General features: G+C 45.7%; 17 protein-coding genes. 13 read left to right on the plus strand and 4 right to left on the minus strand.

Annotated features, from left to right (window positions below; genetic code table 11):
• The first annotated feature begins 195 nt into the window (after positions 1-195).
• From NG833_RS22645 to NG833_RS22655, 3 genes are all read left to right on the plus strand, one after another.
• Entirely contained in the window at positions 196-1,167 is a 972-nt protein-coding gene (locus tag NG833_RS22645; protein ID WP_254567535.1) for a hypothetical protein, read from the plus strand.
• Positions 1,168-1,406: 239 nt separating this feature from the next.
• Positions 1,407-2,360, plus strand: coding sequence for a hypothetical protein (locus tag NG833_RS22650; RefSeq protein WP_254567536.1), 954 nt, complete (start codon positions 1,407-1,409; stop codon positions 2,358-2,360).
• A gap of 110 nt (positions 2,361-2,470) precedes the next feature.
• Positions 2,471-2,941, plus strand: a complete 471-nt coding sequence (locus tag NG833_RS22655) for a DNA phosphorothioation-associated protein 4 (RefSeq protein WP_254567537.1) — start codon at positions 2,471-2,473, stop codon at positions 2,939-2,941.
• A gap of 362 nt (positions 2,942-3,303) precedes the next feature.
• Here NG833_RS22655 and NG833_RS22660 read toward each other — a convergent pair whose 3' ends face one another.
• Positions 3,304-4,902, minus strand: coding sequence for a DGQHR domain-containing protein (locus NG833_RS22660; protein ID WP_254567538.1), 1,599 nt, complete (start codon positions 4,900-4,902; stop codon positions 3,304-3,306).
• 271 nt (positions 4,903-5,173) lie between these two features.
• On the opposite strand from NG833_RS22660, the gene dndB reads away from it, so the two are divergent.
• On the plus strand, positions 5,174-6,241 hold the full coding sequence (dndB, locus tag NG833_RS22665; protein ID WP_254567539.1) for a DNA sulfur modification protein DndB: 1,068 nt from the start codon (positions 5,174-5,176) through the stop codon (positions 6,239-6,241).
• An 80-nt stretch (positions 6,242-6,321) separates the two neighbouring features.
• On the opposite strand, the gene NG833_RS22670 is transcribed toward dndB, so the two are convergent.
• Positions 6,322-7,497: a DNA sulfur modification protein DndB gene (locus NG833_RS22670; protein WP_254567540.1), complete on the minus strand. Its 1,176-nt coding sequence runs from the start codon at positions 7,495-7,497 to the stop codon at positions 6,322-6,324.
• 82 nt (positions 7,498-7,579) lie between these two features.
• Here NG833_RS22670 and dndC point away from each other — a divergent pair, with 82 nt between their 5' ends.
• The 6 genes from dndC to NG833_RS22700 all read left to right on the plus strand — a co-directional run bounded on the left by dndC (position 7,580) and on the right by NG833_RS22700 (position 16,220).
• The gene (dndC, locus tag NG833_RS22675) at positions 7,580-9,208 is read left to right on the plus strand and encodes a DNA phosphorothioation system sulfurtransferase DndC (RefSeq protein ID WP_254567541.1); all 1,629 of its coding nucleotides are present in this window, start codon (positions 7,580-7,582) and stop codon (positions 9,206-9,208) included.
• Between the two features lie 164 nt (positions 9,209-9,372).
• Positions 9,373-11,355: a DNA sulfur modification protein DndD gene (dndD, locus tag NG833_RS22680; RefSeq protein WP_254567542.1), complete on the plus strand. Its 1,983-nt coding sequence runs from the start codon at positions 9,373-9,375 to the stop codon at positions 11,353-11,355.
• Positions 11,356-11,464: 109 nt separating this feature from the next.
• Positions 11,465-11,884 (plus strand): DNA sulfur modification protein DndE, encoded by a 420-nt coding sequence (gene dndE / locus NG833_RS22685; RefSeq protein ID WP_254567543.1) that lies wholly within the window; start codon positions 11,465-11,467, stop codon positions 11,882-11,884.
• 129 nt (positions 11,885-12,013) lie between these two features.
• Positions 12,014-12,577, plus strand: a complete 564-nt coding sequence (locus NG833_RS22690; protein WP_254567544.1) for a DUF1499 domain-containing protein — start codon at positions 12,014-12,016, stop codon at positions 12,575-12,577.
• Between the two features lie 118 nt (positions 12,578-12,695).
• A complete protein-coding gene (locus NG833_RS22695) occupies positions 12,696-15,647 on the plus strand; it encodes a DNA phosphorothioation-associated putative methyltransferase (RefSeq protein ID WP_254567545.1) in 2,952 nt (983 codons plus the stop codon).
• A gap of 30 nt (positions 15,648-15,677) precedes the next feature.
• Positions 15,678-16,220 carry a Uma2 family endonuclease gene (locus NG833_RS22700; RefSeq protein ID WP_254567546.1) on the plus strand — a complete coding sequence of 181 codons (543 nt, stop codon included), beginning with the start codon at positions 15,678-15,680 and terminating at the stop codon, positions 16,218-16,220.
• Between the two features lie 170 nt (positions 16,221-16,390).
• Here the strand turns inward: NG833_RS22700 and NG833_RS22705 are convergent, their stop codons facing one another.
• Positions 16,391-16,966 (minus strand): hypothetical protein, encoded by a 576-nt coding sequence (locus tag NG833_RS22705; protein ID WP_254567547.1) that lies wholly within the window; start codon positions 16,964-16,966, stop codon positions 16,391-16,393.
• Between the two features lie 268 nt (positions 16,967-17,234).
• On the opposite strand from NG833_RS22705, the gene NG833_RS22710 reads away from it, so the two are divergent.
• The gene (locus tag NG833_RS22710; protein WP_254567548.1) at positions 17,235-18,686 is read left to right on the plus strand and encodes a bifunctional orotidine-5'-phosphate decarboxylase/orotate phosphoribosyltransferase; all 1,452 of its coding nucleotides are present in this window, start codon (positions 17,235-17,237) and stop codon (positions 18,684-18,686) included.
• A gap of 505 nt (positions 18,687-19,191) precedes the next feature.
• Positions 19,192-21,678 (plus strand): ATP-binding protein, encoded by a 2,487-nt coding sequence (locus tag NG833_RS22715; protein WP_254567549.1) that lies wholly within the window; start codon positions 19,192-19,194, stop codon positions 21,676-21,678.
• Between the two features lie 192 nt (positions 21,679-21,870).
• Here the strand turns inward: NG833_RS22715 and NG833_RS22720 are convergent, their stop codons facing one another.
• A complete protein-coding gene (locus NG833_RS22720; RefSeq protein WP_254567550.1) occupies positions 21,871-23,154 on the minus strand; it encodes a phosphatidylserine/phosphatidylglycerophosphate/cardiolipin synthase family protein in 1,284 nt (427 codons plus the stop codon).
• A gap of 330 nt (positions 23,155-23,484) precedes the next feature.
• Between NG833_RS22720 and NG833_RS22725 the strand changes: the two genes are divergently transcribed.
• Positions 23,485-23,802, plus strand: coding sequence for a hypothetical protein (locus NG833_RS22725; RefSeq protein WP_254567551.1), 318 nt, complete (start codon positions 23,485-23,487; stop codon positions 23,800-23,802).
• The last annotated feature ends 311 nt before the right edge of the window (positions 23,803-24,113 follow it).

The following is a 24,113-nucleotide window of genomic DNA, read 5'->3' on the forward strand; positions in this document are numbered from 1 at the left end:
CCAAAATTGCTGCAACTTCGCATAAACCTTGTTAAGAAACCCGGTTTCTAACCTTTTACCCCGGGACCAGAAACCGGGTTTCTAGCCAAAATTGCTGCAACTTCGCATAAACCTTGTTAAGAAACCCGGTTTCTAACCTTAAACAAATGACCAATGACCAATGACCAATGACCACAGACCAATAACAAATGACAAATGACCCGATTTATCCATGACCAATTTGCCAAAGATTACTTAGAAGAATTGCTGTCCCCCTACGGAGAAGTCAAACCCTCCCTCCGAGTCGCCGGAGAAGTCCGAGAAATCGATGTTTGGTTTGCACCTTCCCCCATCGCCGCTGCCAATCTTGCCGGATTAGGATTATTAGGACGATTCGCCGGAACTCCAGCAATCTTTGAACCCTTTCGTAACCCCGCTAACGCCGACGACATCTGTAATTGCCTCTTGAAATTGCTAGAAGTCCGAGGAGATTACCAACGAGAAGCAAACCGGAATAATACCCGGATTCAAGAGTCAGACTTACCCAAATTATGGATACTCACCCCGACGGCATCGGCCAACCTTTTAAATGGATTTAGAGCTATACTAGAACCAAATTGGTTGCCTGGGGTGTACTTGATGGGGGACTCTCTGAGAACGGGAATCGTGGTGATTCACCAACTACCCAGGACCTCAGAAACCCTCTGGTTGAGACTTCTGGGAAGGGGAACAGTCCAAAAACGAGCGATCGACGAACTTGAAGCACTTCCACAGGATAACCCCTTGCGGGCGGTTGCCTTAGAAATGCTTTACAACCTGCGACAAAACTTACAAGTTAATCAAAGTAACGATGCAGAAGAACGGGAGTTAATTATGCGATTAGCACCACTTTATCAACAAGACCGAGAACAAGCAATCCGCGAAGGAGAACAGCGAGGTATTCAACTTGGAGAACAGCGAGGTATTCAACTTGGAGAACAAATCGGAGAACAGCGAGGGATTCAGCAGGGACAACGGCAATTGATAGAAAATTTCTTGCGGGTACGCTTTGGGGAATTAGATGAGGAACTTTCCACGTTGATTGACCCATTATTAGCATTACCTACCGAAGAAATGACCGCCCTCATGCTGCAATTAGCGACTCTATCTCGGGAAGAATTATTAGGGAGGTTTTCTGAACCAGACTAAATTTTTGACTCCCAGATTTTAGAGGGAAATGAAAGGCGATCGCCTACCCGTGATCATCAGGCGATCGCCTTTCTCAACCTAGATAACCAATGACAAATAGCCAATGACCAATGACCAATGACCAATAACAAATGACCAATGACCAATGACCAAAGCAAAAACTGGCACAATCCTGCTGCAAACTGGCACAATTTAGGCTACAAATACATCTAATAGACTGCTTAAAACGTGATCATTCAATGAAAGTAGCACAAGTCCTAGCTGGCATTTTAGTCGCCTTCACTCTATCCAATAGCACCGAATTGATGCCACCGGGGAGAGGAACCCGCCTCCCTGAGTTGGGGGATACCTTCGAGGAAGTCGGTTGGAGTTATAACTTCAATAATCCTAAACTCCACAATCAATTTCACAATCCGGGTTCTGGTTGGGTTGAAGTGATTCATGCGCGAAATGCGCCCACCGGAGTCTCTGCCAATGGCAGGTGGATTGAGGGACCGACTCGGGGACATCCGGATATTGTCGAACAAGTTAGAACCCCACCAGGAGGCATTCGGGGTAGTCAATATTCCCTACGTTTAAGAACTAGAAATTCTGGCACTCCTAATATTACGGAAGGGACAGTTCAGCAAGACGATTTACTGAATATTATTCCCGGAAAAACCAACGCAGATATCCCTCTGGGTTCAGGGTTAAGTGTAGTGACGCGAATTTATTTACCTCCCCTGAATGAATGGCACGATATCAGTGGATATCATATCGGGTTTCGCGTCGGTGCTAGTGGACGTAAATCCGATGGTAAATTAGCGAATTATTGGCCCGGAATTTGGATTTGGATGGACAAAGAAAGTAGTGGTCGTCGCACGTTTCGCTGGGTGGTTCGCGCTAATAATGAAGGGGTAGATGTCAATGCCAGCGAACAAAAATTTACCAATACCGGATGGTGGACAATTGGCATGGCATTCAATCCAGATGGGTCAATTAGTTACTACGCCAGTCCGGGAGTTGATGATTTAACTCCAAGAGATTTATTAACCTTCCGCGCCGGTTCTCAGTCTGCTGCTGCAACTTATACCCCTTATGGATTTAAGTTTGATAATCTGGACTATTTGTTCTTTTCGACCGGAAATACAGATGGTCAAAATTCCACCGAATTTATCATTGATGATGTGGGGGTGTATCGAGTCCAACCGTAAATTTGTGATTCCCTAATGATGAAAATGCCTCCATCTATGCTAGATTAGTAGGATGGGGGCGTTGCTTCCGGAATCCTGTTCACGGTTGAATACAACACAGGGCGATCGCAATGGGTGCATATCGAATTAAGGTTGCCAAAGATAAAGCAGATTTAGTCACATCCTTAACCTCATCGGACAACAAAACCGGCGTATTTCGTCACTTTACCGATGTTCTGGTTTTTGCTGCCGCCTTGGGTGCCAAACGCAAAAAACGAGTTCCCCTCGGCGCAATTTCCAAAACCGAACCGGGTCCAATTGACATCGATACCTTCGTCACCAAAGGATATGACCTGGTGATTAAATTACTGGCGATCGCCGAAACCAAAGACTCCAAAATCATCGCACCCAACGACCCCGATTGCGAAGAAATCCGCGCTCATATCTTTGAAGAATACGCCAACGGCGGCCTAGAAATCCTCCGCGAAGAGTTACGAGGTGCCGTAGACTATACCGAAAGAATCCTCCTCATTCTCCTCTCCGAACGCTTCAAAAAAACCACCTCAGAACCCGATGATTTTGACCTAAGTAGATTCTTATAAAAGTTCGTAGTAACGACTTCAGTCGTTCTCTTCTCATGTTCGTAGTAACGACTTCAGTCGTTCTCTTCTCATGTTCGTAGTAACGACTTCAGTCGTTCTCTTATCTCCGTTCGTAGTAACTGAGATTTTGCACCCCTTGCAACACCCGGCGGGGGATAAATCCCCCGCCTAACAACTTAAGTCGGTTGAAACCGACTGAACATCTTATCCGGTGGTGTTTTTAGTCGGTTTTTAACCGACTGTAGGGGCGCTTCGCGAAGCGCCCCTACAAGGCCGCCAATCGATTGATCCCCCGCCGGAGTTGAGGATAGTATTCTTCATATTCGTAGTAACGACTTCAGTCGTTCCCCCCCCCATACCCATCACAAAACCTCCGGCAAACCCACCTCCTTCGGTTTCACAAACTTCCCATCAAAACTAACTGCTTTCCCTTCAAAAGTACGCGCATCCGCTAACGCCTTGCGAAGATTTGCACGTTCATAATCATCCTCAATTCCCCCTAAAATATAAACCAACAACTTCGCCGCCAAATCCCGACCCGAAACTAACACCCGGCGCTTACTCGGGTCATACAACACCCCATACCAAAGGGACCGGGGATATTCCATCCCACTAAATCCCCCATCCACATCAAATTCCTGCAACTTCTCAACCAACTCTTTCAGGGAAAACCCTTTCTCAAACACCAAAATTCCCATCGCTTGCGCTAAAGCAATTTGTCCAATCGGACGAAACAGCAAATTCCCATCACCGCCACCTTTTTCATGACTAAATCGGCGCATTTCTGGGGTTTCCGTCCCTGAGTCAAGTTGCTGATAGCTGACTAAACTGGATAACCCATCAAATAATGCCTCAAATTCCCGTAATCCTTCCTCTAGTTCGTCATCTTCTGGACGAATCGGAACTAACCCTTTGTTATTCGCCGATCGCCACTGGGGAAATTTCGGACCTAAGTAGCGTTCTGACATATCCTTAAGCGCCTGAAGTGTGGTTAAAACCGTTGATTTTGCCGCGACAGTCGCACTGTCCCAATTCACCCGCGCATTCCGTTTCTTTTTCTCTTTCAATAAGGGATGAGTAACCGCAACTTTCCGCGCTATAATCGAAAATCCATCATCTTCATTCAGAACAGCAAGTTGTCCTTTACTAAGGTTGACCGCCATCAGGTTAACATGAACAAAAATCGACCGGACCCTTCGCCTTGCTTCGTCTCGGGTTTCTCCTTCCAGGACTGCGGGAATAAATTCGATGCCAATTCGTTCCGATGCTAAATTTTGCAGGTCTGCCGATTCCACCTGATATTGCTGTTTTAAATCATCGACAGTAATTGCCGCACCCACGGCCTTTTTATTTTTGCTATACCGTTGGAGTCGTCCTGTTTTAATCAGTTCCATTAATCCCTGGACTCCCATCAGTCGATGTTGACCATCCAGAGCAAAAATTGCTACTTTTTCAGATACGTCTAACAGTCCGATGGTGTTGTCTTTGTCTAATGCAACAAAATCACTGGTGGATTGACGCGATCGCCCAGTTTTATCCCACTCTGGCGCATCGGGATTATCCACCCACGGTGGACTTTCCACCACTAACAATGCGGGAAATTTATGGTTTTTTCGGGCCACTAAATACAAGGTCAAAGCTGCTTGGCGGGACCAATCTAGGGGACGTTGTAGCAGTTCGTCAATGGTTTCCCGGTCCCGGACCACATTATCGGTTTGGGGGTCATATTTTTTCTGAAACAGTGGCAGTTGGGAGGCGAAACGAACCCGACTACTTAACCATTCTAAGGTCACAGATCCAATAAATGCCTCGGTATTCCCCATCTGGGTTTTCTGGACCAGGAGGCGATCGCTGCGGGAGAGGTGGCGATCCAGCAATAGCGCCAATGCTTCGCGATCGCTATTTTCCTGTTCCAGGATTTTGCTGGCAAGGTCTGTTGCTGGATTCCGGGGAGGGTTCATGGGGACTTTCATATCGATAGGCACATCCTTAAACATAGCAGGAAAGTTCCCAGACTGACTCATCCCTACTCAAAACTCCCTATTCGTAAGGGTTTGGGGGCTATTTTGCTAAAAAGCTGGTTTTTAAAAACTTTTTGTGCTTTACTAAAATAAAGCGATTAAATTCGGTCATCTTTTAACACAGTTATGTTAATTTGTCAAGGGTCATCAGAAAAAAAAGGGGGGAGTTGCTGGTGGGATACCATCTACCGCACATACCGGGAGGGCGATCGTGCTAAATACCGCCTTTGAATATGTCTTACCTGTAATCCGAGGAATCCAGGCGGGACGGGAATACTATGTGTCCATGTGTCCTCTGCGACTGCTGCCGAAACTGTTCCCTTTGGAACAGGGGGAAACGCCGCCAGAAAATCGGGCGAGGCGATCGCTGAATCGGACCCGGGTGCCACAAATTACTCAGTATATTTTGGATAATCCCAAGAGTTATACCCTCTCGGCGATTACGGCATCTATTGATGCAGATATCACCTTTGAACCCCTGGGAACTGAGGCGGAAGGGCGAAAAGTCGGACGCTTGCGAGTGCCGATGGATGCGCGATTTACCATCAATGACGGCCAACATCGGCGGGTGGCATTTGAGTCGGCATTGAAGGAGAATCCGGAGTTGGGATATGAAACCATTCCCCTGATTTTGTTTCTGGATGTGGGTTTGAAGCGATCGCAGCAAATCTTTAGTGACCTCAACCGCTACCCGGTGCGATCGGACCCTGCCTTAAACCTGCTGTATGACCATCGCGATCGCGCTGCCGCATTAGGGAGAGGAGTATATCAGCAAGTGGAGGTATTTCGCACCCTCACGGAAACCGAACGCAGTCATTTAAGCACCCGGTCTGGTAAACTCTTTATACTCCCCCATATTTGTCAGGCAACCTTGACATTATTGGCAGACCGGGACCGGGAACCCCTAGAGGCACAAATCCAACAGGCAGTGGATTACTGGAATGCGGTCAGTCGGCAGATACCAGATTGGCAACTTGTACTAGACCGCAAAGTTAGCGCCTTTGAGATGCGGCGAGATTACCTGCATACCCAGGCGATCGTCTTAATCGGATTAGGCGCAGTGGGTGCAACATTACTCCGGACCTATCCAGACACCTGGCGAGACCATTTGGACCCCTTGCGGCAAGTCGATTGGTCGCGATCGAATTTAGACTGGGAAGGGAGTGTGATTTTCAAGGGTCAACTGTCCCCAGGGTCAACCAGCGTAATGCGAATGACTGCTTATCTGAAACAGCGCTTAAATTTGCCACTAACGGAGGAAGAGAAGCGTTTGGAATAGTAGTAGGAATTCAGGAGGGAGGAATTAGAGAGCAATTTAGGGCGATCGACTCCCTCCTCCTGGTTGCTAATCGGCCAATTTTACATCCATCCTAGATTAGTTTTGGCCTGATTTATAGCAATTCTTACCGGATTCCCACTTGCCGTTATTTTGTAACGTTTTGCTGGATTTTTCGCGTTAGGGTCGATAGACACAACATTGTCTCTCCATAAAGGACTTTCTCTTGACCAATTAATTAGAGCCAATTTGGAGACTTTGTTTGGATCAAAGCAAGAATCTGTTTTGTCATAAATACAATAGAGCAATTGCCCTAAAATCTCCATGCCAACACTTCTCCCTAATAGGTTTTCATTCTTGAAAGTGTCAATTTCATCAACCGTCAGATCCTCAGCACTCGTCTCAAAAATATGTCGAGTCTGAGTACATTCACCAAAAAATTGATTTAGGGCATTAATGAGTGCATCTGATGCTTCTTTAACACCATACTCTCTTAGCTCATTATTGGCATCCCCGGCAAAAGCGCAACTCACCAGTTTAGCTAGATAATTAGTGGTATAAATCAATTTCTTTTTGGAAGCAGGAGAACTTTTAATTTTTTCCGTCTTACCTCGAAACATGAAAACTTCATCAATGACTCGCTTAGTGATGCCGACCCGCCCTTCAAATTCCCCGAACGACAACAGCAGTGATTTATCAAGTTGCTTGGTTTGTGCCATATCTCTAAAATCAGTTTGGCACTGGTTAAAGTCGGGTTCTAAAACGATAGTAATGGGGAAATCATTATCGCCAATTACCTCGCCAGATTTACCTATAATCAAATCTTGGATTGCACTTTTACGATGTTGTCCATCTGTAATGTCTAACTTAACTCCCCGAGGAATGACAACTAAGCAAATCCCTCTTCCCAATTCTACGATCCTAATCTTGCTGGGATCGACATTTGCCGTTAGGGTTCCCAAAATCCAGGGTTTACCGTTGCTGGCACGCTTGAGAATATACTCTTTGATTTCCTCGGCATGACCCTTAACTTCTGGGCGATTTTTACCCGAATCGGGGTCGTTGTCACTAGAGGGTTTTGCTTGGAGAAGCGTCGGCAAATCATCGGCAGGGACATTGATTTGCACCATCTGCCGTTTCCCCTGGCGGAAAATCAGACCGGGATAACACTTTTCGCGATGATGCTTTGCGAAATAGGGTTCAAGCACCGGATCGAGGCGGGGAGGCGTTTCTGACTGGGGTAACAAGTCATCTGTCATCTTAAGTGGTGATGGGAGTAAAAAGCTGTACAATTATAACATACCCATTACCATTTAGAAAATATCAAGGAGTGTTGAGAACATGACAGAACAAGCCCAAATGTCACTTTTTCCGCCTCGGACTGTGGAGGAATTAGTCGAAGATATCGAAAACTTAACAAAAGAGATTCAAGCGCTCTACTGTTTAGACGAAATTCCGTGGATTATAGGATATTCAGGAGGGAAAGACAGCACGACAATATTGCAGTTAATTTGGAATGCGATCGCTGAACTTCCCTTATCAAAGCGAACCAAGAAAATTTACGTTATTACTACGGATACACTGGTTGAAAACCCAATTGTTTCAGCGTGGGTGCGTAAATCAATAGATAGAATGAAGGCAGCAGCTAGGGAACAAAAAATGCCATTTGAACCCCATCTGCTGAATCCACAAGTCAAAGATACTTTCTGGGTGTGTTTAATTGGAAAAGGCTATCCAGCACCTCGGCATGGATTTCGTTGGTGTACCGATCGCCTAAAAATTCAGCCAGTCAACCACTTTATCCGTGATGTAGTCAGAATTAGTGGGGAAACGATTGTTGTCTTAGGTACTCGCAAGGCTGAAAGTAGCAAACGCGCCATGACAATGCGAAAGCATGAAGCAGGTAGAGTTCGCGATCGCCTTAGTCCTAATGCTCGATTGCCTAATTCTTTAGTCTATAGTCCTATCGAAGACTGGCGCAATGATGAAGTCTGGATTTATTTGAATCAATGGTCAAATCCCTGGGGACAAAGCAATAAAGATTTATTTACGATGTATCGGGGTGCAACCGCAGACAATGAATGTCCCCTCGTCGTTGATACCACTACCCCAAGCTGTGGGGATTCTCGCTTTGGTTGCTGGGTTTGTACCCTTGTCAATCAAGATAAATCCATGCAAGCGATGATCCAAAATGATGACGAAAAAGAATGGATGATGCCACTGTTGGAAATTCGTAATGAATTAGATATTCATGAAGATCACGATAAACGAGACTTCCGTCGTATTTACGGAAAAGTTGAACTCTTTGAGCGGAATAATGAGGGTGACATGGCTGTTGTGCCTATTCCTGGACCTTATCTAAAACAATGGCGGGAGCATTGGCTGAAAAAAGTTCTATCGGCTCAAACTGTAATCAGAAAAAAGGGTCCCGAAGATATGCGAGACATCACTCTGATTACTTTGGGAGAACTCAGTGAAATTCGGAGAATTTGGCTGGAAGAGAAGCATGAATTTGACGATAGCTTGCCCAAAATTTATGAAGAAGTGACTGGGGAAGTCTTTAAAGACCCTCGTCCGGGGGCTGGCAATCAATTATGGGGAAGTGATGAGTGGGAGGTTTTAGATGAAATCTGTAAACCGGATACGATGCACTTGGAATTAATGTCGAAGTTGATTGGGACGGAGTACAAGTATCATACTAAATCCCGGCGCAATGGGGTGTATGATGCGCTAGAGAAATGCTTTGAGAGTAGTTCGCGATCGCAAGAAGAAGCGATTGAAAATGCTCATTACAAGCGGGACCTAAAAACTGCTGCTCAGGAAGGGGATGTTTATGCGATTAAACAGCTCAAAAATCGGGAGATGAAACCCTCGGCAACTGATGGGGAAGTTGCTGGGATTAAACAGTTAAGTTGGGGGACCATGAAATATCCCAGTATCAATTCTGATGATGATGATGGAGAGAATTAATCGAAGAGACCCCCCCTAACCCCCCCTTGCTAAGGGGGGGAATTGGAAGAGACTCCCCTACCTTGTTGCTAAGGGGGGGGGATTGGAAGAGATTCCCCTATCTTGTTGCTAAGGGGGGGGATTGGAATTTTGCCTACTGTTGACTTTATTACCTTTACTGTATCGTGATTTTTATTGAACTGGTTCTGCAAAACTTTGGTCCTTATATGGGACGACAGGTGATTGATTTACGTCCTCAAATTCATGGGGAAACTCGTCCGATTATCCTGTTTGGGGGGATGAATGGTGGGGGTAAAACGACCCTGATGGATGCCATTCGGTTAGCGCTTTATGGTCCTCGGGCTCAATGTTCGACCCGAGGCAATTTGAATTATAGTGATTTCCTGACTCAGTGTGTGACTCGGGATTCGGATCCGGTGGAAAAAACTCGGATTGAGTTGGTGTTTGAGCATTTTGAAAATGATGCGGCAGTGGAGTTGCGGATTGTGCGCTATTGGGAGGCAAATCCCAAGGATGGTAAGGATACGTTAGGGATTTTGGAAGGAGATTGGCCGCGAACGGATTTGACGAATATTTGGGATGAATATATCGAGAATTTGTTGCCGTTGGGGATTTCTAATCTGTTTCTATTTGATGGGGAACAGGTGAAGGAATTGGCGGAACAGGAAACGCCGCCTCCGGTTGTGGTGGATGCGATTCAATCTCTGTTGGGATTGGAGTTGGCGGAACGTTTATCCATAGATTTGGATATTTTAGTCCGGCGGAAACAGAAGAAGTTGGCAAGTGCAAAGCAGTTGGCAAGTTTGGAAGAAATTGAACAAAAGTTGTCTAAATCTAACGAGGATTTGGAGGAGGCAAAGCAGGAGTTAGGCGGGTTACAAAATAAATTAGAAAAGGCCCATGAACGGCAGCGGGATGCTTGGGATAAGTTTATTTCGGAAGGGGGGAAAATTGCGGCAGAACGGACTCAGTTAGAAAAGCAAAAGCGCAGTTTAGAGGGAAGTTTGGAACAGATGCGCGAGTCTTTGGGGGAATTAGCTGGGGGGAGTTTACCCCTGGTTTTAATTCAACCTTTGCTGAATCAGGTGCAGGTTCAAGGGGAACAGGAGGCGAAGTCTCTTCAGGCGAAAATTGCGCGGGATGTGGTGAAGGAACGCAGCAGTCGTCTGGTGGAATATCTGGACAAATTGAAGTTAAAACCGCAACAGGTGGATAAGATTAAGTTCTTTCTGGAACAGGAGGATGAGGCACTCGATCGCGAAATTGGTTCGGAAGAGGATATCTGGTTATCGGCAGATGAGGAAACTCTGTCTTTGTTGTCCAATATTTTGCGTCATGAACTGCCGAGTCAGGTAAAATTGGCGGGGGAAAAGTTGCAGTCTTTGGAGGCATTGGAGGTAGAAATTACGTTCAATGAACGGCAACTGGCATCTGCACCTTCTCCGGAGATTTATGAACAACTGGATGCGGCATTGAAGGCGGCACAAGCGGCAGTGGTGAAGGCGCAAGGGGACTATAATAATGGTCAACAGCGATGCGATAAGTTAAGCAAAGAGATTGAGGGGTTCAAGAAAGAACTGGCAGTGTACAGTGAAACGAGTATTGAACGCCAAAATGATGAGCATATTATTGAGTCATCGAAGAAGGTTCAGGAAACTCTGAAATTGTTTAAGGAACGGTTGACTCTGCGGAAGTTAAATAAGTTAGAGGTGGAGGTAACGGAGTGTTTCCGCTATCTGTTACATAAAGCGGATTTAGTCCATCGGATTGCTATTGATACGCAAAGTTTTGGATTGTCCCTGTACAATCCCGAGGGTCAACCTGTCCCGAAACATCGTCTTTCTGCGGGGGAAAAGCAGTTGTTGGCGATCGCCTTTTTGTGGGGATTGGCGCGAGTCTCGGGACGGCATCTCCCGGTGGCGATCGATACCCCATTAGGACGGTTGGATTCTTCCCACCGGAATAATCTGATTGAACGCTATTTTCCGTCAGCATCCCATCAAGTGATTCTGTTATCTACGGATACAGAAATTAGCAAAACAGAGTATGAGCATCTCGTAGAACAGGAGGCGATCGCCAACAGCTACCTCCTCAAATATCAACCCGAAACCCGAAAAACTGTTGTAGAACCGGGCTATTTCTGGTAAACTATAAAATCAGCCCAAACCCCTATTTCTTAGCCCGCGCAGGCGGGCTTCGTCCGTGTAGCCCCAGGCTTTAGCCTGCGGGCCTCTCCACCTTTATTTTACACCATCAATGGAACCACCCCTCGACCGAATTAAACTCTCTCAAACCGCCAAAGAACAACTCAGTAAACTCAAACGTTATACCAAAATAGACCAATGGAATATTTTATGCCGCTGGGCATTTTGTAAATCCTTGTCCGAAACTTCTACCCCTTCTCCGGTGCCAATTCCTGCTGATAGTAACGTCGAAATGAGTTGGCGAGTCTTTGGTGGAGAAATGTCGGATATTTTAATTTTGGCCTTGAAACAACGCTGTCACCAAGATGGATTAGGGACGGATAAAGAGACATTGGCGAATCAGTTTCGCTTGCATCTGCATCGCGGGATTGGGTATCTGGCAGGAGACCCGAATATCAAGAAAATTGAGCATTTAATCGAGGTGGCAGTGGCAAGTCAGGCAGGGGAGAAAGAATCAAAGGGGAAACGGTGAACCAGTCGTCAAATTTGCCGCTATAGCATTCCTAAATGATTGATAAAATCTGTCTTCTCCCCTCTCCCGCTTTGGGAGAGGGGTTGGGGGTGAGGGTCTTCCACAACGGTAGGCAAGAATTGCTATAGAATGGAAAGAGCATTTTACATCAAACGGCGATTTATGTACAACTTATCTCCTGTCAAAGTTCTCACGGTCTGTTTTTCAGTCACCTTGGCAATCTTGTGTTATTTAGGTGCAACTCCTGCGGCATTCGCTACGGAGATTTCACCGAATGCGACGATCGCCAGTCTGTTCTCCTTTTCCGGGGAACGTCCTGATAATTTAGGGGTGACAATGGGGAAATTATCCCCTTGTCCGACTTCTCCCAATTGTGTCTCTTCTCAAGCGGAAGCAACGGATAAAAAGCATCAAATTGAACCGTTAAAATATGAATCTTCGGCAAAACGGGCATTTGTTCATCTCAAGGAGATTATCGAAGAGATGGACAATGCTAAGATAATCAAATCCGACGCCCATTATCTGTATGCTGAATTTACCAGTTCTTTAATGGGATATGTGGATGATGTGGAATTTTTTCTCGATCGCAAGTCAGATGTCATTCAAGTGCGATCGGCATCGCGGTTAGGACAGTCTGATTTAGGGGTAAACCGCAAACGAGTCGAAGAAATTCGCAGTAAATTTAGCGCCTAGTTAAGAAGCGGGTTTTGGAATAACGGGGTAGCGGCAATAAAAATTTAAACTGGCGGCAGCCATTTTGTGGTATGAACAAGGTGGGTCACGATCGCTGCTGAGTTACACCTCCAATCTTATGGATAAATCCAGTTTGCCGCTACCCCAAACTAAACTAGACCGTTTGGCATCGGTTCACCGCCATCTCCCCCGTCCCCTGCGTCTCGCCGGAGAAGCGGGAATCTTGACTGCTGAAACCACGTTTTTGGACTATGGGGGAGATGCCAATCACCATCCTGCGGATGTTGTTTATCTTGCCGATATCCTCAATATAATCCAGTCCCCAGAAGAACGTCAGGATGTCTTGCAAGATGCCTGGAAATTGACCGAAAATGTTTTAATTGTCGCTGCATCAGTTACCGTTTCTGAGGTCAATCAAGGAAAAATTGCCTATGGGAAAGAAGGCGTTATTCCCATGAATTCGGTTCATACCTATTATGAACAAGTAGAACTGAAACGGGAACTGGAACGCATTTTATCCGGAGAGGCGACCCCAGCAGGATTGGGGGTTTATTTCATCTTTCGCAATCCGGCAGATGCTCAAATTTATCACTTCAATTTAGGGCGATCGCGTTTTATAATTCCTCCCCTCAACCCCGAGGCAACTGCGTTAATTGCACAGGAAGAAATCCTCACCCCGTTGATGGAGTTTATCGGAGACTGGGGACGATTACCTAAGATTAAAGAATTATCCACCGCCAAAGCAATTATCCGACAATTTGGCAGTTTAGACCAGGCATTTCATCAGATTCAATCAGCAACCTCCGAGGAACTTTGGCAGCAAATTCAGGAGAAATGCCGTCAAGATGCCTTGATTTATTTAGCGAGTTGGATTTGGGAGAAACAGCGCGTTCCCTCCTTCTCTGAATTCTCCCCGCAAATTGCCGCTAATTTTCGCGCCTTATTTGGGAATTGGAATACTGCCAAAGAATTGGCGCAAAACTTGTTATCCCAATTAGAATCACCGGATGCAGTTGCCACCGCTTGCCAAAATAGTCCCCTCGGGAAAAAACTACCTGGTGCATTGTATGTTCATTTTTGGGCGATAGAATCCTTAGACCCAATTTTGCGATTATATGAAGCAGTTGTCCGTCGTCATCTAGGACAAGTCGATGGCGCAACTTTAATTAAATTCAACCTTGAAAAACCGATTATTTCTTATCTATTTTACCCGGAATTCGACACTGACCCGCATCCGGCATTAGAGGCAAGTCTCCGGATTCATTTCCCCGAGGGTCGAATTCGCTATCGAGACTATCGCCAAGCGGATAATCCTCCCGTTCTTCATCGCAAAGAAACCTTTGTCACCCCAGATTATCCCCTGTATGAACTGTTTGAAACCCTCACCCGAGAAGAAGAAAAATTAGGACTGTTAAACAAGTCCCGGGGGATTGGAACTCGCAATGGATGGTTAGACTATTTGGCCGATTCTGGAGTAGAAATTCAGGGACATACTGTTATAGTCACCTCCGAACCCAAAACAACCTATAAAACCCTAAAAACCACCCCCAAAATCGAACGCCATCGCGCTGCCATTGTCAGAAATGCACTTTCCCGTCCCATGCGATTAGGATTAGAAGCGGGATTTTTTACCGAAGGAACGACCTTTTTTGATTATGGATGTGGTCATGGGGGGGATATTAAACGGATTGCAGAACAAGGATTTCCCAGTAGTGGTTGGGACCCGTATTATTCCCCAGATACTCCTTTAACGCCTGCGGATGTGGTGAATTTGGGTTATATTATTAATGTGATTGAAGATTTAGAAGAACGCCGACAAGCACTGATTCAATCCTGGGAATTGACCCAAAAAGTGTTAATTGTTGCGTCTTTAGTCTTAGTCGATGACCGAAATTCGGGTCAAGTTGCTTATGGAGATGGGGTGATTACTCGCCGCCATACGTTTCAGAAATATTATGAACAGGAAGAACTGAAACAGTATATTGAAACTGTTCTGCAAGTAGAAGCAATTCCCGTGGCATTGGGGATTTATTTCGTCTTTCGGGACCAACAATTGGCACAACGGATTCAATCTTATCGCTTCCGCAGTCGGACGACGGTTCCTAAACTGCTAAAAAGTTTTGATGAATATCGGGAAATCCTAACGCCACTCATGGAATTTGCCAGCGATCGCGGCAGATTACCCGTTCCCGGTGAACTCCTCCAAGAACCCCAAATCATCGCCGAATTTGGCAATTTGCGCCGCGCCTTTAAAGTGATTATGGAGTTCACTCACCCCGAAGAATGGGAGGCAATCACCGAAAAACGCCGCAAGGATATTCTGACTTATATTGCCGTCACGAACTTGTTAAAACGAGTCCAATTGTCTCATTTACCGTTAGAAATTCAAAATGATATCAAAGCGCTATTTCCCTCCTATCGGACTGCCTGCATCATGGCAGAACAACTGGTGTTTAGTTTAAATGATATTAAATTAGTGGCGAGTAGCTGTAAAAATAGTTCCGTGGGATTGCTCAAACCCAATAGTTTCACCGTTCATGTTTCCGCCTTAGAAACCCTTGAACCCTTGCTGAGAATTTATGAAGGGGTCGTGAGTCGAGCAATTGGCCGGATGGATGAGGCCACTTTAATTAAGTTTAGCCTGAAAAAGCCGAGAATCTCTTATTTATTTTACCCCAATTTTGACCAAGAAACCCATCCCATCTTACATACTCGGATGGATATTGACTTAATCGATTTGCGGGTGATTTATCGAGATTATGATAACGACGATAATCCGCCAATCCTTCATCGCAAAGATGCCTGTGTGACTCCGGACTATCCCCAGTATGAGAAACTGGTTAAACTGACCCATCAGGAAGAAAATCGGGGATTGCTAGACCGACCCTGGGAGATTAAAACCCTTAAAAATTGGCAAAAACGGTTAGAAGAAAACTGTGCCGAGATTCGGGGAAATACGGTATTTTGGCGCAAAGATGCGGACCCCTATCGCTTGAAAATCCTTAAAGCAGCAACAGCATTGCGATCGCGTCATAAAAAGCAAGTGCAACCTGAACCCGATTTAAGCTAAACTTAAATAAAGCAACCGAGAGGTTAAATCATGAGTTTAACAATTGCTGACTTAGAACAAGTCCAACTGGAACATCCCGAGTGGAACCTGGAATTAATTGATGGAGGGATTAAGGCAATGGGTCCATCTGACGACACCTCTAGCGAAATTGGTGCTCAATTTACCTTTTTACTGAAACTTTGGGTCAATCCCCGCAGATTGGGACGAGTTTATGATTCCAGTGGGGGATTTATTCTGCCAAATACCGACTTGCGGGCACCGGATGTATCGTTTGTTCTCGCAGAACGAATTAAGCGCAGTAATCGGGATTTTGTGCGCCTAGTTCCCGATTTGATGGTGGAGATTAAATCCAAAAGCGATCGCCTTAATCCCCTCGCCGATAAAATCAAACTATTTTTAGCATTAGGAACCACAGTCGGCATCTTAGTTGACCCGGATAAAGAAATCGTAACCGTCTATCGTCCCACGGGAGAAACTACTGTATTAAACACTGAAGATACCTTAACCATTCCTGAATTATTCCCCGGTTGGGAAATGGCAATTGCTGATTTATGGCCGCCAGTATTTGAGTAATAAAACCGCTTGCTTTTCTAATTAAATCACCTTTTATATATTAGCCCGCGCAGGCGGGCTTCGTCCGTATAGCCCCACCCTTTAGAGTGCGGGTTTATTTAATAATTGTCTCAATCTTAGCCCGCGCAGGCGGGCTTCGTCCGTATAGCCCCACCCTTTAGGGTGCGGGTTTATTGAATCAATTTCGCCAACTCCACCCACGCCTCAATCCCCTTTTTAGTCGGCTGTCTCCCCAGAGTAAATGTCCAAATATCCCGCTTCTGTTGCGGACCATAACTAATATGAATTGGGCGAGATTCCCCATAAAAATAAAGAGAATCAAAGGGTAATTGATGGGTCAAAATCCACTCCACTAAATCTGCACTGGATAAATCAAGAATCAGAAAATCGCAGGAGGCCCCGAGACGCTGACAATAATAATGGCCCTTCTGATTCAGTTCATGGGCCAAATGTTGGTCCAATTCCGGGGCGACTCGACCATTTTTTTTTCCGGTTACCGGGTCTTTTTTCTCCAGATAACGCTTTAAATCCTTGGAACAAAACCCATAAGTCAACTGAAACCGATCGCGTCCGAACTGGTCGATAACGGGATCGACAATTGCCTCGATTAATGCCAAAATTGCCGGAATCGTTTCCTGGGGGTTGTCGGGAAAGGGATTAATCTGCTCCTTGTAAGTTCGATAGGTTTGCGTACAGGTGCAAAATTCTTCTAGGGTGAGGTATTTGCCAATTTTTTCTCCAGTCATCGTTGCGATCGCTCATTAATGGTAAAATAAGCCAGAGTGAGGGCAACAACAGATTCCTCTGTTTCCTCCCTCATCCGTTCATTCCCTAAGTTATACTCCATTGATATCGTAAATCTCCGGTTTTAACAAGAATTCACAGCATTTGTGAATGGCAAATTGCTAATTTTTGACCGGGTTGGGCGACGATCGCCGTGGGTCATTTCCCCGGTGGGTAAAACCGGGGGAGGTGAGCGAAATTCGTGCAAAATCGATTCAATCTCCACCCACTATGATCAATTTTAGCGATAAATTGCAAAGTGCGATCGAGCGCAATAACAGCCTGCTGTGCGTGGGACTCGACCCGGATCCAGAGGCGCTGCCCTCCCGGTTTGGAACCCCGGATAACCCGGAGACTCTGATCGCGCACTTGACGGATTGGCTGCATTTTATTATTGCCCAAACCGCTGAACTGGTCTGTGCCTACAAACCGACCCTCGGATTCTACACCGCTTTGGGGGCTGAGGGCCTAGATTTATTGCCGCAAATTTTACAAGCGATTCCCCGTTGCCTCCCGGTGATTTTAGATGTCAAACACTCGGATCTCAACAGTAGTACCGTATTTGCCCAGACCATTTTTGAACGCTGGCAAGTGGATGCGGTGACCCTGAGTCCCTATCCCGGGCAAGATTTGGCGGCCCCATTTTTACTTTATCCCGATAAAGCCGTGTTTGTCCTGTGTCATACCTCCAATCCGGCGGCGCAAGTCTTGCAACATTATCCTAAAAATGACGCGCCTTTGTACCTACAAATCGTCAAAGAAACCCGGACTTGGGGGACTCCAGAACAGGTGGCAATCGAGGTGGGAACCAATACGCCGGAAGTCTTGAGGCGAGTCCGGTCCATCGCCCCAGAACGGCTGATTCTGGCCCGCAGTATCTGGTCCGAAGGAACGGTTTTAGCTAATATTCTCAAGGCCGGTTTAAACAGTCAAGGAGATGGCTTAATCCTGCCCGTTCCCCAAGATTATTTAAGCAGTGAAAATGCGGGTTCCCTAATTTTAGGATTGAGAGAAACGATTAATCAAGTCAGAACTCGTATCCCATCGGAGGCACAAGCTTGTCCAGTATGGTTTCCGGATATTCCTGCCACTGATGCTCATCCCCATACGGATTTAATTCTGCAACTCTATGATTTAGGTTGCATTATGTTTGGAGAATATGTTCAAGCATCCGGGGAAACTTTCCCCTATTATGTTGACCTGCGAACGATTATCTCCAATCCGCAAATTTTTGATAAAATTATTGGCGCTTATGCCGAGGTTTTAAAAACCCTGAAATTTGACCGAATTGCCGGAATTCCCTATGGGGCATTACCCACAGCAACGGGACTCTCTTTACGGTTGAATTATCCGATGATTTTTCCCCGGAAAGAAGTGAAGGCACATGGGACTCGGCGGTTAGTGGAAGGTCATTTTAATCCCGGGGAAACGGTGGTGGTGGTGGATGATATTTTAATTAGTGGAAAAAGTGCGATGGAAGGGGCACAAAAACTGCAATCCACCGGGTTGAAGGTGGAGGATATTGTGGTCTTTATCGACCATGAAAAAGGGGTGAAAGACCGATTGAAAATGAATGGGTATCATGCTCATTCAGTCTTGACCCTTTCGGAAATAGCTGAAACCCTTTATGATGCAGGTCGCCTGAGCGATCGCCAATTCCAATTTTTTAAAGACACCCATTAATTCCCCTGGGGAAACCCGGATTCTGGCCGATGATGCCGGTTAATCCGGCCATTCAGTCCATGTATAGCCCGGAGGAGACAATGGTGATTCGGGATTGGGGGCAGTGATGAGAGTTGAAAGGGGTTCGATTGTAGCTACCAACGTGCGATTGCTAGCAATTCGATTGCCCCCTCTCACCTCACAAAGCTGAGATTTGGGCTATGGTAGAGGGGCGATAGTTCTGGGCTTTTATAAAACCTGAATCCTCCGGGTTTCCCAGCTTTTCTGTCGCAATTAGGACTCGCAAACTCAAGAGATTAAGAATTGTTACAAAAAAATTTTTTTCGTCAAAAAGTAAAGTATGAGTCAACGATTATGATAACATATTAAGAAAATCTTAAGGAAAATAGTCAGCTAAAATAAACCGTCCACTTAAATAACCGAGAAAGGCCAAATTTCCTCCCTCTCTCAACCCAGTTGTCCTCAAGTCAGGTCCTTGATTCACTCAGACAGTCGGAGAATTCAGATGATGCAGCCAGAAACACTAAATTGGGCAAACTACGAACGAGAACCGATCCACAGCCCCGGTTTAATTCAACCTCATGGGATCCTGTTCGTCCTGTCCAAGGACCTCAATATATTACAAGTTAGCAACAATACCGTTAAGTTTTTTGGACTCCGACCTGAAACATTTCTGAACCAACCCTTAGAAATGTTGCTCGATGTCACTCAGGTGAATGGGATCAAAGAATCTCTCAATTATCAGACCTTGGGGAGTGTCAATCCTCTCAAAATCACGATTCATAATGACTGGAAAACCCTTTATTTTGATGGAATCATTCATCACTCTAATCTCGATTGTTTAATTTTAGAACTCGAACCCGCACTTTCTCCAAAAACCGTGGGATTTATCAGCTTTTACAAGTTGGTAGAAGCCGCTGCATCGACGATTCAAAATTCCCAAAATTTCCAAGAACTCTGCCAATTTGTGGTCAAAGAAATTAGAAATATTACGGAATTTGACCGGGTAATGCTTTATCGATTTGACCCTGCCGGACATGGGACAGTTTTGGCCGAGGAGAAACTGGATTCTATGACCTCTTGGTTAAACTTAAATTATCCGGCGGAGGATATTCCCCCCCAGGCGAGACAACTCTATTCAATTAATTTGCTCCGATTAATTTCCGATGTCAACTACAAACCTGTTGCCATTGTCCCGGCGATTAATCCCCTAGATAAAAGGCCCCTTGACTTGAGCCATTCGGTTCTTCGCAGTGTCTCCCCTTGTCATATCGAGTATCTTCAAAATATGAACGTCAGTGCATCGATGTCCATCTCGATTGTCAAAGAGGGAAAACTCTGGGGACTGGTTGCCTGCCATCATAATTCCCCCAAATATGTGTCTTATGAAGTGAGGAAAGCCTGCGAATTCTTTGGCAAGGTCATGGCATTGGAACTCCGGTCCAAGGAAGATGATAGCTATTATGAATATCGCCTGGAATTGCAAGCTACCACGGCAAAATTAGTCGAATATATGTCAAGAGAGACTAATTTTATTGATGGATTAGTAAACTTTCAACCGAACTTACTCAATCTAGTCAGGGCTGATGGGGCGGTGATTTATTTTAAAGGAACCTGTGAGCAACTAGGCGATACTCCTAGCCGCGATCGCATTGAGGGTCTGATTCACTGGTTGGAGGAACAGAAGGTTCCTAGCGTTTACCACACCGATGCCCTTCCCAGTGTTTATCCCGAAGCCGAGTCTTTTAAAGATATCGCCAGTGGATTGCTGGCGGTGACGATTTCCAAAGAACCAAAACATTATGTATTATGGTTTCGATCCGAGGTACTTCACCAGGTGAGTTGGGCAGGGGACCCGAATACACCCTTTGAACTGTTACCGGGAAGAAATCCTCGACTACATCCTCGAAAATCCTTTGAAATTTGGCAAGAAATTGTCAAATGTAAATCTTTACCCTGGAAACCCTGTGAAATTGATGCTGCATTAGACCTCAAAAATGCGATCGTTACCATCGTCCTGCGGCAGGCGGATGAACTGGCCAAATTAAATGCAGCCTTGCAGGAATCTGAATTCAAAACCCAGGAAAAAGCCAATCAGCTTGCCAAGGCCCTGCAAGAACTCCAGCGCACCCAAACTCAGTTAATCGAACAAGAAAAGATGTCGGAACTGGGGGAATTAATTGCTAGTATAGCCGCTGAAATTACCAATCCGATTAACTTCATCACGGGGAATCTGTCTCATGCCCAGGAGTATGCTGAGGATTTATTAAATCTCTTGTATCTTTATCAACAGCACTATCCTGAGCCTGTCCCGGAGATTTTAGAAACCATAGAATCCATTGACTTGGAATTTACTTCCCAAGATTTTTCCCACATGATCGAGTCGATGAAAGGGGGGGCGGAACGAATTCGAGATTTAGTTCATGCTTTGCGAAACTTCATGCGATTGAATGAATCTGACTTGAAGGCGGTGGACATTCACGAGGGAATTAATAGCACGTTACTGATTTTACAACATCGATTAAAAGGGAAAGGGGGTGCACCGGGAATTCAAATTGTCAAAGCATATAGCAACCTGCCGGAGGTGGAGTGCTATCCCAGCCAACTCAATCAAGTGTTTATGAATCTGATCTCCAATGCGATCGATGCGTTAGACTCTCACCCCAATCACCCGGGACAAAAAACCATTTTGATTCGCACGGAAGTCCTGGGAGGCGATCGCGTCTTAATTAGTATTGCCGATAATGGGGTGGGGATTAACCCAACTCTTCAGGACCAAATCTTTGAACCGTTTTTTACCACCAAATCCACGAAAAAATCCATCGGGGTTGGGTTGGCGATCGCCAAGGAAGTGGTGGTGGAAAAACATAAAGGTGAGATTCGCTGTATTTCCGAACTGTCCCAGGGGGCCGAATTTATCCTAGAAATTCCCACGAAGCAGCCTTATCCGACTCCTTCTCAAACCGTTGATGCAACCGGACCTACCCCTTAGCACAATGTGCACATCCAATATTGTAGCAATGCCCACGGTAATTCATGTGGGCTTCTTCCCACCCTACTCCTGGGCTACCCCTTAGCACAATGTGCACATCCAATATTGTAGCAATGCCCACGGTAATTCATGTGGGCTTCTTCCCACCCTACTCCTGGGCTAAGAAACCGTAAAATCAGCGAGGAAATGCCCTTAGAGTTGCCATTGAAAGAAGCGAACGGTTCGTCCCACCATGCGCTTCCAGAGCGATCGCTTGCGCCAATCGTCCAAACTGGCGACTTTAGCTTTAGAAAAACCCCGTTCAAAAATCTGCTCAACCTCTGCGATCGCATTGGGTTCGCCCGTGGAAAAATCTAATTCATCGTTATGAAAAAAGCTGCGGGGGTCGAAATTAGCACTTCCCGTTGTCATCCAGCGATCGTCAATCAATAAGAGCTTGGCATGGGTCATACTCGGTTGATATTCATAGATTTCAATTCCGGCGGCTAACATCGCCCCATATCCTTCATAAGAAGCGTAATAAACCTTTTTTTTATCACTCACGGAACTGGTGGTGAGAATTTTGACATCCAACCCACTCTTTTTGGCCGCAATCAGCAAATCCTGAGAATTCAAGTCGGGGAAAAAATAAGGACTCGCCACCCAAATTCGCTTTCTCGCTGCCAATAAATTGCTTTGAAATAAAGCTCGAATTGGGGAAAATCGGTAAGTGGGATTAAAGGAAGGAGTCACGAGGGTAGTCGGCTTCTGGGCCGGGTCTTTTTTAAAGGTTTCTGGACCGAGATCGGCCACACCACTCGCATAAGTCCAATGTTGAACAAAGACCCCTTCTAATACGGCAACAATCTCTCCTTCTAACCGAAATTCACAATCAAACCACGGTTCTTGTTCGCCGGAACCAGACTCGCCGTCCCAAAAATCCGAAATTCCTGCCCCCCCAATATAGGCAACCTGACTATCAATGGCGAGTAATTTGCGGTGTGTTCTTCCGGCATAATCCGCAGGGGCTTTCCAGTCAAAGGGATTGAAAAACAGCACTTGAACTCCAGCAGATTTTAAGCGGTTCCAATATTTCTTGGACATCTTTTTACTACCGTAGCTATCTACCAGTAATTGAACCTCGACTCCCGCTGCTGCTCGCTCGGCAATGGCAGCAGCAAAGTCATTCGCTCGTCGTCCCGGGGTCATGAAAAAGGTTTCAAAATGAATAGAACTTTTGGCTTTGGCGATCGCATCGAGTCTGACTTGTTGAATGGTGGGTGAATCATTCCAAACATCGGTGATTAAAGCGGAAGTGATTAAAGAATTGGATAAGCTCGCTTGGGCGATCGCAAAGCGAGGCTCTCCCGGAGTCGGTGGATTTTTAACCTTGTATTCTACGCGATCGCGAAAGGTTCCGCGAATATACAGCGCAATCAGGAGAAGTATCGCCAGTCCAATAATTATCCCGAGAATCCATACAATTACTGAATTCATTGTTTCTCCTTGTCATTTTCCGGTTTAGCCTCACTCATGAGGGCACTCTTGCTCTAAATTGCCGTGAACTTCACCGTTTGGGGATTGACCCGGATGTTTTTGACACGCTCTAGTCTGCGGACTAGATGTCGCCTAGCCTCCGACCTAAATTCCCTCCCCCATGCCGTTTCAGCGATCGCAAGTTTAGAAGTGAGCTATTCACATAGAGTAAGCCAGTCTAATTATTGACGAAATTGATATTTTCTGTCTCTATCTAAAGATAGAGTCCCAACTTTCTATCAAAAGACAGACTCAATCTAGCCCATTTTATCCCCGAAATTAGGTCACAATATGAGCAGCATTCAACCCAGACAATGGATCAAAGCAACAGCCCTGTTACTCGGGTTCCTATTAACGTTAACCGTGGCATTCCCCGCTCAAGCCTTAGTCTGTCGAACCCTGGGCGATCGCTCATGGTGCATTGTGCGAATTCAGCGCAGTGCTAAATATCATTGGGAATATCGAGTAGCCCTTCGCCTTGACGGAGTAGATCAACCGTTGGAACGCTACAACTGTCGCGATCGCATTCGAGTCCAAGCCAATGGGACGAGGGTTTCCTTCGATGACAATGGGGTAGGAGATCTGATTTGTCGTCTGGTTAAATCCTAATCCATCCATTGACCGGGGTTTAATCCTGCCTGAATACTATACATCTAAATCAGTGGGACAATTACCCCCAGGAGTGGGAGCATCTTGCTCCCTGCTGTTGTATAAAAGGAGCAAGATGCTCCCACTCCTTGATTTGATCATTTTATGGTTACCCTGATTTCAACGAGCCTATAAGGGAACTCCAAAAAATAAAACCTTCAAAAAACCCGCAGGCTCAAGCCTGGGGCTACACGGACAAAGCCCGCCTGCGCGGGCTAAAAGAGCCTTGTTAGGTGCGATCGCATCAAAGCAAGGATGATTTATTTGTTGGA

This window comes from Oscillatoria sp. HE19RPO (assembly GCF_024220515.1).
GTDB lineage: Bacteria > Cyanobacteriota > Cyanobacteriia > Cyanobacteriales > Laspinemataceae > Laspinema.